This is a genomic window from Streptomyces lydicus (assembly GCF_001729485.1).
Lineage (GTDB): Bacteria > Actinomycetota > Actinomycetes > Streptomycetales > Streptomycetaceae > Streptomyces > Streptomyces lydicus_D.
Genome location: NZ_CP017157.1, coordinates 4418191 through 4429199, shown reverse-complemented (window position 1 = coordinate 4429199; position 11009 = coordinate 4418191). Strand labels below are relative to the sequence as shown.

The 11009-nt window shown below is 71.1% G+C and carries 14 protein-coding genes; 5 read left to right on the top strand and 9 right to left on the bottom strand.

Annotation, left to right across the window (positions count from 1 at the left end; all coding sequences use genetic code 11):
* Positions 1–32: 32 nt before the first annotated feature.
* Positions 33–326, bottom strand: a complete 294-nt coding sequence (locus SL103_RS39270; RefSeq protein WP_069570206.1) for a catalase — start codon at positions 324–326, stop codon at positions 33–35.
* A 135-nt stretch (positions 327–461) separates the two neighbouring features.
* On the opposite strand from SL103_RS39270, the gene SL103_RS19190 reads away from it, so the two are divergent.
* A complete protein-coding gene (locus SL103_RS19190) occupies positions 462–878 on the top strand; it encodes a Fur family transcriptional regulator (RefSeq protein ID WP_069573919.1) in 417 nt (138 codons plus the stop codon).
* On the opposite strand, the gene SL103_RS19185 is transcribed toward SL103_RS19190, so the two are convergent.
* From SL103_RS19185 to SL103_RS19175, 3 genes are all read right to left on the bottom strand, one after another.
* A complete protein-coding gene (locus SL103_RS19185; protein WP_079145850.1) occupies positions 838–1356 on the bottom strand; it encodes an SRPBCC family protein in 519 nt (172 codons plus the stop codon). The genes SL103_RS19190 and SL103_RS19185 overlap by 41 nt on opposite strands.
* On the bottom strand, positions 1344–2240 hold the full coding sequence (locus SL103_RS19180; RefSeq protein ID WP_069573917.1) for an RNA polymerase sigma-70 factor: 897 nt from the start codon (positions 2238–2240) through the stop codon (positions 1344–1346). The genes SL103_RS19185 and SL103_RS19180 overlap by 13 nt, the downstream gene beginning before the upstream one ends.
* A gap of 155 nt (positions 2241–2395) precedes the next feature.
* Complete coding sequence (locus SL103_RS19175; protein WP_069570205.1) at positions 2396–3826, bottom strand: cellulase family glycosylhydrolase; 1431 nt, start codon at positions 3824–3826, stop codon at positions 2396–2398.
* A gap of 216 nt (positions 3827–4042) precedes the next feature.
* Here SL103_RS19175 and SL103_RS37965 point away from each other — a divergent pair, with 216 nt between their 5' ends.
* A complete protein-coding gene (locus SL103_RS37965) occupies positions 4043–4249 on the top strand; it encodes a hypothetical protein (RefSeq protein ID WP_164492858.1) in 207 nt (68 codons plus the stop codon).
* A 74-nt stretch (positions 4250–4323) separates the two neighbouring features.
* On the opposite strand, the gene SL103_RS19170 is transcribed toward SL103_RS37965, so the two are convergent.
* Positions 4324–4920, bottom strand: coding sequence for a chloramphenicol phosphotransferase CPT family protein (locus tag SL103_RS19170; protein WP_069570204.1), 597 nt, complete (start codon positions 4918–4920; stop codon positions 4324–4326).
* Between the two features lie 100 nt (positions 4921–5020).
* Positions 5021–6625, bottom strand: a complete 1605-nt coding sequence (locus SL103_RS19165; protein WP_167748534.1) for an ABC-F family ATP-binding cassette domain-containing protein — start codon at positions 6623–6625, stop codon at positions 5021–5023.
* A 548-nt stretch (positions 6626–7173) separates the two neighbouring features.
* Between SL103_RS19165 and SL103_RS19160 the strand changes: the two genes are divergently transcribed.
* Positions 7174–7635 (top strand): hypothetical protein, encoded by a 462-nt coding sequence (locus SL103_RS19160; RefSeq protein WP_164492857.1) that lies wholly within the window; start codon positions 7174–7176, stop codon positions 7633–7635.
* Positions 7636–7669: 34 nt separating this feature from the next.
* Entirely contained in the window at positions 7670–8080 is a 411-nt protein-coding gene (locus SL103_RS19155) for a hypothetical protein (RefSeq protein ID WP_069570202.1), read from the top strand.
* 99 nt (positions 8081–8179) lie between these two features.
* On the opposite strand, the gene SL103_RS19150 is transcribed toward SL103_RS19155, so the two are convergent.
* Entirely contained in the window at positions 8180–8653 is a 474-nt protein-coding gene (locus SL103_RS19150) for a MarR family winged helix-turn-helix transcriptional regulator (RefSeq protein WP_069570201.1), read from the bottom strand.
* A gap of 57 nt (positions 8654–8710) precedes the next feature.
* On the opposite strand from SL103_RS19150, the gene SL103_RS19145 reads away from it, so the two are divergent.
* Positions 8711–9532 carry an alpha/beta fold hydrolase gene (locus tag SL103_RS19145; protein WP_079145849.1) on the top strand — a complete coding sequence of 274 codons (822 nt, stop codon included), beginning with the start codon at positions 8711–8713 and terminating at the stop codon, positions 9530–9532.
* On the opposite strand, the gene SL103_RS19140 is transcribed toward SL103_RS19145, so the two are convergent.
* A complete protein-coding gene (locus SL103_RS19140; protein WP_079145848.1) occupies positions 9487–9840 on the bottom strand; it encodes a DUF6355 family natural product biosynthesis protein in 354 nt (117 codons plus the stop codon). The genes SL103_RS19145 and SL103_RS19140 overlap by 46 nt on opposite strands.
* Before the next feature lie 155 nt (positions 9841–9995).
* On the bottom strand, positions 9996–10847 hold the full coding sequence (locus tag SL103_RS19135) for a hypothetical protein (RefSeq protein WP_069570199.1): 852 nt from the start codon (positions 10845–10847) through the stop codon (positions 9996–9998).
* Positions 10848–11009: the final 162 nt, after the last annotated feature.

The following is an 11009-nucleotide window of genomic DNA, read 5'->3' as shown; positions in this document are numbered from 1 at the left end:
GGAATCCTTCCGAACTGGGTGGATCACGGTGCTCAGGAACTGCGGGCGGTGGAACAGTGGGGGCCCAGGCCCCAGGAGCCGGCACCCGCTCGTGCACCCCGGAGGCGATCCCCGGCCGCCGAGGCGGTGACCGCCCGGGCGCCGGTGTCGCACGCGTGGACGATGCGCTCGCGGTTGAACTCGAGGCGGAAGTGGGCAAGCTTCTCCAGCAGGACCTGCTCCTGGCCGAGCGCCGGGCCGTCGAGACCCGCCTGCTCGCTGATCTGGTCGTCCGCGATCAGGGCACCGGAGCCGGTGGTGAGCGGACCCGTTTCCTGCACCGTCACGGGCTTTCCCTGCTGTTGTCCTGTCCCTTGGCTGCCGCCGGAACCGATCCTACGATGGACCAAGTCCAAGTCAATACAACAACCAGACCCGTACGGAATCATTCCTCGCACGACGCACAGTTAGGCTGGGTGGGCATGAGTGACCTGCTGGACCGGCTTCGCGGACGTGGTTGGCGGATGACCGCCCAGCGCCGGGTGGTCGCCGAGGTACTCGACGGCGACCACATCCACCTCACCGCGGACGAGGTGCTCGCGCGCGCCACCACCCGGCTGCCGGAGATCTCCCGCGCGACCGTCTACAACACCCTCGGCGAACTCGTCTCGCTCGGCGAGGTCACCGAGGTGGCCACCGACGGCCGCGCCAAGCGCTACGACCCCAACGCCCACCGCCCCCACCACCACTTGGTGTGCTCGGGCTGCGGCACCATCCGGGACGTCCACCCCGGTGGCGACCCCTTGGCGGACCTGCCCGCCTCCGAACGGTTCGGCTTCACCGTCTCCGAGGCCGAGGTCACCTACCGGGGCCTGTGCCCCGACTGCGCCCGCGCGTGACCCGGCCGGCCGGCGAGCCCGGCACCGCCCCGGGACGTCGGGTGAGCGCCACGTCGGCGGCGGCGAGGATGTTGTGGAAGGTGCGGGTGAGGATCGGTCGTACGAGGAGCCGGGTGAGGGGTGCGCCGAGCAGCGGAAGGCGCACCTCGGCGCGGGTGATCCAGCGCACCTGGGTGCCGCCGTCCGCCTCGGTGAACGTCATGCGGCCGAGCTCGTGCCGGGAAGGCGGCAGGCTGCGCTCCACGACGTACTCGGTGGCGTGGGGCGGGTCGTAGTGGGTGATGCGTTCGCGGAACCAGCCCATCAGCCAGAGGTGGCTGCGCACCGCGCCGACGCCGTAGGGCGCGCCCTCGCCGCGCCGGGTCAGGGCGCAGCGCAGCACCAGGGGCGAGCGCGTGTAGTTGGTGGTCGTGGTGAGCCACGCGAACACCGCGTCGATCGGGGCGTGGATGACGCGTTCGACGGTCATGGTTTCCACGGCTGTGGTCCTCCTCTGTCCAGGGGGCACAGCGCTTCGGCGCCGTGCAGCTTGTCGGGGTTGCGTACGCCGTAGAGGCCGGTGATACGACCGTGGTGGATCTCGAAGGCGAGCAGCCAGTCGAGCGCGCCGCCGGCGAGGAACCGCGCCGCGGGCATGCCGTTGTAGGTGGCGTGCTCGACGTGGCTCAGCACGGCGGGGTCGCGGGACACGCGGAGGACGAACCGGGCGACGTCGGCGCGGCCGGTGATCGGGCGGTGGGCGGCGACCACCTTCCCCCCGCCGTCGGAGATCTGGACGACCTCGGGAGCCAGCACGTCCATCAACGCCTGGAGTTCGCCGGTCGCCGCGGCGTGCAGGAACCGCCGGACGATCTGGCGGGTGTCATCGGAATCGGGCTGGAAGCGGCGGCGCCGGGCGTGGACGTGCCGACGGGCGCGGTGGGCGATCTGCCGGACGCCGACCTCGCTCTTCCCGATCGAGGCGGCGATCTCGCCGTGGGGGTAGCCGAAGACGTCGTGCAGGACGAACACCGCACGCTCGGTCGGGTTCAGTGTCTCCAGCACCAGCAGCAGGGCCATGGACACCGACTCGGCCAGGATCGCGTCGTCGCTCACCTCGGGCGCGGTGCGGATGGGCTCGGGCAGCCATGCGCCGACGTATTCCTCGCGCCGGGCCCGGACCGCCCGCAGGTGATTGAGGGCCTGCCGGGTCACCGTGCGGACCAGGTAGGCGCGCGGATGCTCGACCGTGGCCTGATCCACCACGCGCCACCGCAGGTAGCTCTCCTGCAGCACGTCCTCGGCGTCGGTGGCGCTGCCCAGCATCTCGTAGGCGAGGGTGAACAGCAGCGGACGGTGCTCGGTGAACGCGTCCTCAGCCATGGCCACACCCGGCTCCTCTCCTTGACCGCCCATCGAGACACCCCGGGCCGGCAAACCGTGACAGTCCGCCGGAGTGATTCACCTCACCCGCATGGCCCGGGGGAGGCGGTGTCACGGCTCCGGAGGCAGGTGCTTGCCCCAGCGGATCGGGTGGGCTACCTCGGGCTGATGGTGACCCTGTAGGTGTCCCCGGCCCTGCCGTGGGTGCGCACGGTGACGGTCTGGCCGTGGTCGTCCCAACTGGCGTTGCTGCCGTGGAGATCGACGCGGTAGCCGCCCGGGTACGTGTCCCTGGGCACGATGATTCGGGTGGGCCCCGCGGCGTTGTCGCGGGTGCGGAAGGTGAGCGTGTAGGTGCGGGTGGCCGGGTCGTACGCGAACCCGAGCGGGTCGCCCGCGACGGCCGGCGCGTACGGCTGGACGAGCAGCTGGGCGTTGGGTTTCGCGGCGCCCGTCCGGTCGAGGAAGCAGTAGCCGCCGCCCCGGCACCACTGCCACCACGTCCAGCCACTGGAGAAGCGGTCCAGGGAGGCCGTCATGTCGGTGACGAACTGGCTTGCGTGTGGAACGTAGGGGTTGCCGCCCCATTCCCCCACGATCACCGGCATGCGGTGACGGGTCGGGTAGTCGCTGATCGCGGCCTCGTAGGCGGGGATGAAGGGGCCGTCGGGGTCGTAGTCGCCACCGGTTTCCATCGCGGTCTCGTAGAAGTGCGGCGCGTAGCCGGCGTGCGGGTCGTCGATGTGGCCCATCCGGGTCGGGACGCCGACACCGACGATGACGGTCGGTTCGACGAAGACCCACGACCTGTGGTCGACCAGGCGGATCGCCCGGGCGAGGCGGTTCCACAGCTCGGTGAGCTCGGTGGCCTCGAAGCGGGCCGCGGCGGCGGGGAGGTCTTCGCCCTCGAGGAACTTCGCGAACGGCTCATTCATCAGGTCGTAACCGAGCAGCGCCGGGTGCCTGCCCAGGGCGGCGGCGACCGTCATCCACATGCGCGCGTGCGCGGCGCGGAGGTCGGCGTCCTTGTACAGGTGGTCGAAGGCGGTCTGTACGGACGGCTCGAAGTACTCGGAGAACCAGTCGTCGGGTATGGGCTCGAACGGTAACCCCTCGTCGCGGGTGGCCCAGTCGGGGACGCCGCGGGAGCCGAAGTGGGGGCCGTACACGTCCTGGTGGGCGTCGAGGATGACCTTGATGTGGTAGCGGTCGGCCCAGTCGAGGATGCGGCGCATCTTGGCGAGGTAACCGCGGTCGTAGTGCCCGGGGGCGGGTTCGAGGTCGTCCCAGAAGAACGCGAGACGCGCGAGGTTGAAGCCCCGGCCGGCCATGTCCCTGAGGTCGCTCTCGTGGATGTCGGCGAACGCGTTGGTGCCTCGGCTGCTCTTGTCGGCGAGGTTGAAGCCGCGCCACTGGAGCGCGCGGCCTCGGTCATCGGCGATGAAGGTGCGGTCACCGACCGTGACGCGGTCGGGGACGCGGTCGGGGGCACGGTCGGGGTGTGCCCGGGCCTGCGCGGGGAGGACGCCGAGCAGGAGGGCGGCCACGGCGAGGGCGGCGGAGGCGACGCGGGAGGTCGGGCGCATGCAGGAGCCCCTTTCGAGGATGGCTGCTTGTGCGGCGTGCTACTGGCCGGCCGGATGGTACGGGCGGGTGGGTGAAGTTCCCAGACGTGCACCGGAGTTGGCGGGGCTGCATTCGGAAGCACGGGAACCTCCGCAGCGGCGACGCCCCCACCGTTCGACTGCTCGTTCGGAGGAACACAGCACCTTGAAACGGGAGTTGCGGGGCAAAAGCGAGTCATGGACCGACGGAACACACATCCCACTCCGCCGGCCGGCCCCGCCTGGGCAGGATGGTTGTACCTCGGGCTGGCGGTACTGGCCGGTGCCCAGCTCGCGGCGACCGTATGGCAGTCGGGTGCCGGCGAGACAGCTTTCCTTCCCAGCCTGGTCGGTGTGATCGCGTTTCCCGCGCTGGCCGGGGCCGCCCTGCTGAAACGACGCTGAGGTCGGCTGCGCACGCCCTCACCGCACGGCCGCGCGCCGGCCGGTTTGCGCCCCCGTTTCCCTCCCGAAGGCGCTCAGGACAAGCCCGGCTCCGCCGCCCGCGATCCCTGGCCGCCGCCCGTCAGAAGACGTCCGCGGAGGCGGGTGAAGGCGGTGGGGGAGGGGCGGTTCGGGAGGAACTCCTTGATCCGCCGGGCACATGCGCGGGGGCCAGCGGTACTGGTGTCGCACTCCAGGTCGTAGTCGCCGTGGCCGTGCACCAGGTCGTACTGGTGCGCCGCGAGCCCCGGCGGGCGGTCGCCCCGGGACGCCTCGCGGCGGGCGAGTTCGTCCAGCGGACAGTGCACGCCGACGAACAGTACGTCCTCGGGCGGTAGCACCGTCAGGCAGTCGAGCAGTCGCCACGGCTCACTCAGCACGTGGTCGACCACCACGTCGTTGCCCACCTCGGCCATGGCCGCGATCGAGCGGTGGAAGCCCATCCTGGTCCGCCGCAGCGCGGCGTCGAGCTCCTCCGACCCGAGTTCCCGCTTGGTACGCATGGCGTTGAAGCCGTCGACCGCCAAGTGGAAGAAAACGCCGTCCTCCAGGATGTCCAGAAGCTCCCGAGCGATGCTCGACTTCCCTGAACTGGAGGTGCCGTTGAGGAAAATGATCCGGCCAGGTGTCATAGCGGCATGATCACACGCGGCCCGGAAGACGGCGACGGGCTCGTCGGCCGGCGCCACCCCGGCCGGGGTGAGAAGCCGCGCCGGCCGGGGAGGGGACGGGTCAGGCGAGGGCGACCAGGTCGCGGTAGTCCTCACTCCACAGGTCCTCGTCCGCGTCCGGCAGCAGCAGAACGCGGTCGGGGCGCAGGGCGTCGATGGCGCCCTCGTCGTGCGTGACCATCACGATGGCCCCGGGGTAGCCGCCGACCGCGGCCAGGACCTCGCCGCGGGAGGTGGGGTCGAGGTTGTTGGTCGGCTCGTCCAGCAGCAGCACGTTCGCGCCGGAATGGACCAGCCCGGCCAGCGCCAGCCGGGTCTTCTCCCCGCCGGACAGCACCCCGGCCGGCTTGTCGGCGTCATCCCCGGAGAACAGGAACGCCCCCAGCACACCCCGGACTTCACCGTCGGACAGCTGCGGAGCCGCGTCGGCCAGGTTCTGCCGGACCGTGCGGTCCCGGGCGAGGGTGTCGTGTTCCTGGGCGAAGTAGCCCAGGCGCAGGCCGTGCCCGTGCACCACACGGCCGGAATCCGGCTGTTCCTCGCCCGCCAGGATGCGCAGCAACGTGGTCTTGCCGGCCCCGTTGAGGCCGAGGATCACCAGCCGGCTGCCCCGGTCCACGGCCAGATCCACACCGGACAGCACCTGGTGGTCGCCGTAGGACTTGGCCAGGCTGACCGCGCCGAGCGGCATCCGCCCGCACGGGGCGGGCTCGGGCAGCCGGATCCTGGCGACCTTCTCCGCCCGCCGGGCCGGTTCCAGCTCCGCCAGCATCCGGTCGGCGCGCCGCGCCATGCTCTTGGCCATCACGGCCGTCGCCGACCGGGCCTTCATCTTGTCCGCCTGCGCGTGCAGGGAGGCGGCCTTGCGCTCGGCGCTCGCCCGCTCGCGGGCGCGGCGCCGTTCATCCGCCGCCCGCTGCGCCAGGTACGCGCTCCAGCCGGTGTTGTGGAGGTCGATCGTGGCCCGGCCGGCGTCCAGGTGGAACACGCGGTTGACGGCGGCGGCCAGCAGCGACGTGTCGTGGCTGATCACCACCAGACCGCCCCGGTGGCCCTGGAGGAAGGTGCGCAGCCAGCTGACGGAGTCGGCATCCAGGTGGTTGGTCGGCTCGTCCAGCAGCAGGGTGCCCTCCCGGCCGGCGAACAGGATCCGCGCCAGTTCGACGCGGCGCCGCTGCCCGCCGGACAGGGCGCCCACCGGCTCGCCCAGCACCCGCTCGGGCAGCCCGAGCCCGGCGGCCACCCGGGCCGCTTCGGCCTCGGCGCCGTATCCGCCGCCCGCCTGGAAGGCGGCGTCGGCGCGGGCGTAGGCGCTCAGCGCACGCTCCAGCGCCGCGGGCCCGTCGGCGTCGGCCATCGCCGTCTCGGCCGTACGCAGCCGGTGCAGTGCGCGGTCCAGGCCGCGGGCGGAGAGGATCCGGTCGGTGACGGTGACATGGGGATCGGCGGCGCGGGAGTCCTGCGCCAGGAACCCGACCTCGCCGGTGTGCGTGATGGTGCCGGCGGCAGGCTTGGCGTGACCGGCGAGGGCGGTCATGAGGGTGGTCTTGCCCGCACCGTTGCGGCCCACCAGGCCGATGCGGTCGCCGGGGGAGACGGTGAAGGAGATGCCGGAGAGCAGCAGGCGGGCGCCCGCGCGCAGCTCGACACCACTGACGGTGATCATGGAATGACGCTCCGAGAAAGCAAAAGGACACACTTCTGGCGTGGAAGCGGGTCCTCAGCTAGGAAACTCGGGGCGTAGACATGCGGTCACGGTAACCGACGCCCGGTGAGCGCCGCCATTTCTTTTCCCGGGCCCGGCGTCGGATAGCGGCGCGGCGGGCCCCGCGACCCCTGCCCGCGACGCGGCCCTCGGCCGCTGGCGGCCGGGCCGCGTGCCGGGCGAGGTCCGGGACCGTCCGCGGGAGGTAGGTCCCGCGCAGCCAACTCGCGCCCGCCGGCGGTCACTTCCGGCGGGGCACGGTGAAGTAGTGGCCCGTGGCGGAGGCCGGTGAGCTGCGGAGGCTGAAGCTCCTCTCCGAGGGCCCGCGCGAGCGCGCCGGTCATGCGCATGAGCACCCGTACTCACCTTTCACGCACGGGCCGTGCGGTGTCCGGAAACCTTGAATCCGGTTGCCGGAAAAGGCTTCCTGGGAGAAATCGGCACTGCTATCGTGCGTGCCGAACGATGGTGTGTAATGCACTGTCATCCGGCAAGGGGGAACCGGAACGGTGAAAATCAAAGGTCGTGTAAGCAAGGGAATCGCGGTCGCCGCTGCCACTCTCGTCGCTTCCACCACATTGCTCACCGGCCCGGCCGCGGCCGCCACGCAGTTCCCTTCCGGAGATGCGTACGGATTCAGCGTGGACTGGAGCGGCCAGTGGGTCAACGTGCAGCGACTCGATGAGATCACGCTGCAGTTGTGCGACGCGAGCCCGGGCGACAAGAACAAGGCGACTGCCCGGCTTCAGGGGTATGTGACCTTGAACGGGAATGCGAGCATCAAGACCGCTCCGGCGGTCTTCCAGGTGCCGATCGGCGACAAGAAGTGCTGGGCCTGGCGCAATGTCTTCCTCACCTACTTCCAGGACGGCGAGCGACTGGATTACGCGCGCGTCGCTTTCTACGGTTCCGAGGAGCCGTCGAGGATGTCGGCGACCAGGTGGGTGCGGAACCCGTTTGCGGCTCCCTGAATTCGACCGTCCGTTGATCGGCTGGAGAAATTCGATGAATCTCCGTAAGGCGGCGGTCGCCGCCGCCGGCGTCCTCGGCATGGCTGTCCCGGCGGCCGTGCCCGCCCAGGCCGCACCCGCGTCGCCCTCGGCATGCCAGGTCGTGGCGTTCGGCCACACGCTTCCCATCGCCTGCGGGAGCAACACCCTGGCTGCCGACTGGAACGGCGATCACAGGACCGACGAGGTATTCGCCGCGACCCTGCCGAACCACTACATCTACCGCCTCTCGGCGACCAGCAACGGGCCGGTCCGGGTGAGCAACGGCCGGGCCGACAGCATGCTGAAATGGGAGATCCGGCCCAGTGGGCAGCGGCGGGTCTACGCCGTGACGGCGACGCAGCACGTCTATTACTCGTACTACGGCTCCTCCGGCTGGAGCGAGTGGTATCTCTACCACGCCTAGCCGAGGTCGAACGCGGCCGGCGCCACCACCCGGGAGCGGGCCTCCCGTAGGGGGATCGCGCTTCCCTCCCCGGTCGCGCCGGGCTCCATGCGGGCTTGCTCACTCGACGTCGACGTCGCCCATGAGGTCGAGGAGGCGGGTGAGGACCCGCAGACAGGCGTCGACCTCGGTGTCCGTGAGGTCATCGCCGACCTGGCGCAGCACGGCGCGTTCGCGGTCGATCACGGTGGTGATGGCGGTCAGGCCCCGGTCGGTCAGCCGGATGAGGACGGACCTCTTGTGGGCCGGATTGGGTGCGGTCTCGGCCAGCCCCCGCGTCATGGCGTCGTTGACCATGCGCTGGACGAACTGACGGCTGAGCGCCTGTGCCCGGGCCATCTGAGGGACGGTCATGGGTCCGTGTTCGCGGAGCATGCTCAGTGCCGCCCGCACTCCCACGGAGAGCCCCTCCACGGCCACGTCGTGCTCCACCTTGCGCTGGGTGCGGCGGTACAGCGGCCCCACGAGGTCGAACACCTCGGTGAGCCGGTCGGTCAACTCGTCGGACGCCAAGGCACGCTCTGTCTCACTCACCCGACCATGATGGCACCTAGGTTGTCATTCGCGCCTACAAATGACACCCTGGTTGTCATGAGCGATCTGTTTCGGCTGGACACCGGCACCGGCCAACCTCTTGTCCTGCTGCACGGCGGCTTCCTGGACCACGGGATGTGGGACGACCAGATCCCCGCCCTGTCCACGCGCTATCGCGTCATCGCGCCGGACGCCCGCGGTCACGGGCAGTCCCCCAACGCCACCGCACCCTTCCGCCACACCGACGACCTCGCCGAGCTCCTGCGTCACCTGGGCACCGGCCCGGCGATCCTGGTGGGGGTCTCCATGGGGGCCGGCATCGCGGTCGACACCGCGCTGGAACACCCGGAACTGGTCAGCGCCCTGGTCGTCAGCGGCGCCGGAACCAGCGAGCCGTACTTCACCGACCCCTGGACCAACGAAACCTTGGCCGCATGGCACTCCGCGATGGCCGCCGGCGACCTGGACGCCGCGGTCGAAGCCTTCACCCTCCTCGCCGTGGGCCCGCACCGCCACCTCGACGACCTCGACCCCCAAGTCGTCGGCCGCCTGCGCCGGATGACGCGGGGCACCCTGTCCAAGCACACCGCCGACGAACCCAACCTGCTCCTCCCGGTCCCCGACGCCTGGAATCGCATCGCCGGGATCGACGTGCCGGTGCTGGCCCTCAACGGTGCCGTCGACTCGCCCGACCACCTCGGGATGGCCCAACGCCTCACCCGCACCGTCGCCAACGGCCGGGCGATCGCGATCGACGGCACCGCGCACTACCCCAACATGGAACGCCCGGACCTCTTCAACAAGGCCCTCGAGGAGTTCCTGCGCACCGCAGGTCAGGGGCCCGTGTCCCCCGGGTGGGAGCAGAGGCCGCCGCGGTAGTTGCTGTCGTACCAGGCACCCGTCGCGTCGTAGTCCAGGACGGTACGGCCCGGCCCGACGCAGCGGTGGTACTTGCCCCGCGCCCAGCGTGTGACCTGGATCCAGACGTTGGTGTCGGTGGCGCAGTGCTCGTAGAAGGCGTGCTCACCGCCGGCGCCCTCGTTCCAGCCGCAGGCGTTGATCTTCTCCGGAGTCGCAGCGGTCGCCGGGGCGGCCATCGAACAGACCAGGGCGCCGGCCAGTGCGGCAGCCGCCAGGCCGCGGCGAAGGCGTGCCTGCGGCAGGCGGGGTGATCGGCGAAACGTCACGTTCTCTCCCTGTCGGTGGAAGGCCGGCTGATGCCGTGGGCGCCGGCCGGGCATCGCGAACATAGCGGCCCCAAGCCGCCGAAGGCGGATGAAAGGGAGAAAGGCATCCGTACGAGGAGAGCGCCGCACGGCAGGGGCGGGGCGGAACGCGGCGGCTAGGGGCGCTCCGAAGGGGCGGGGTGCTCGAAGTACTGGAGCACTCCGCCGGCCACGAAGCAGGCGGCGCCGGTGAGCGTGCCCCAGTTGGTGACGCCGACGTTGACCTGGGTGCCGGTGCGGGGATTGGTGAAGTCGGCGACGGCCGAGACCATGAACAGCACCGAGCCCAGCTGGTTGACGGCTGCGATGCACCAGCCGAGGTCACGCGGGCGCAGTCGGAGCGGGCCATGGCTGACCTCGACGAGCGCGAGGTGCCCGGAGACCAGGAACAGCACACAGCCGATGACATCCGGCGCCCAGATGAGCCGGTTGGTCTGCTGGACGGTCAGGCCCTGGAGGAACGAGTCGAGCAGATTGACGCCGAACTCCAGGGTGCCCGCGAACAGGACGAACGTCGTCAGCCAGTCGATCTGCAGGGGCTCGTAGCTCCACCACCGCCAGCGCGGGGTCTCCAGCGTGCCGGCGTCGCCACCCCGCCGGGGCGCGTTCACGGTCTGCAGCAGTGCGGCGTACGCACCGGTGCTGAAGAACAGTCCGCCCACCAAGTAGATCGTGGCGCTCTGCAGCGGGTTGCCGGGCCCGAACTGGGAGACCCCGGCGCCGAGGACGAAGAGCGCCCCGCCGATCGTGAACGCCGTCGCGACCACGGTGTTCAGGATGCGCAGTCGCCGCAGTCCCTGTGCGTCCGCGTGCCGGGTGGTCTCGGTCGCGTCCCGCCGGATCGTCAGGGCGCCGCGCTTGCGTGCGGTGCGCGACTCCCAAACCGAGGTGACGTCCGCGGCGAGGCGGCGGGTGAGTCGGGTGGTGAACGGTCCGGCGCCCTCGGCGCGCTCCTCGGTCTGGGCCACCTGCGGAGCCTATGACGCCGGTGGTCCCCGGCCCGGCCCGCCGGGGCCCGACAGGCCCCCGTTCACCGTAGCGAGCGACATCGCTCGCGCCGAAGGGGCGGCGCATGCCGGCACCGCTGCGGCCCGGTCTCGCGCGGCGGTCCCGGGTCGCACGCAGGACAC

Coding starts and splice junctions, on each gene's coding strand:
- SL103_RS19145 (WP_079145849.1), top strand. CDS start 8,711: ATGAGCGATCTGTTTCGGCTGGACACCGGCACCGGCCAACCTCTTGTC.
- SL103_RS37965 (WP_164492858.1), top strand. CDS start 4,043: ATGGACCGACGGAACACACATCCCACTCCGCCGGCCGGCCCCGCCTGG.
- SL103_RS19190 (WP_069573919.1), top strand. CDS start 462: ATGAGTGACCTGCTGGACCGGCTTCGCGGACGTGGTTGGCGGATGACC.
- SL103_RS19175 (WP_069570205.1), bottom strand. CDS start 3,826: ATGCGCCCGACCTCCCGCGTCGCCTCCGCCGCCCTCGCCGTGGCCGCC.
- SL103_RS19180 (WP_069573917.1), bottom strand. CDS start 2,240: ATGGCTGAGGACGCGTTCACCGAGCACCGTCCGCTGCTGTTCACCCTC.
- SL103_RS19155 (WP_069570202.1), top strand. CDS start 7,670: ATGAATCTCCGTAAGGCGGCGGTCGCCGCCGCCGGCGTCCTCGGCATG.
- SL103_RS19170 (WP_069570204.1), bottom strand. CDS start 4,920: ATGACACCTGGCCGGATCATTTTCCTCAACGGCACCTCCAGTTCAGGG.
- SL103_RS19165 (WP_167748534.1), bottom strand. CDS start 6,625: ATGATCACCGTCAGTGGTGTCGAGCTGCGCGCGGGCGCCCGCCTGCTG.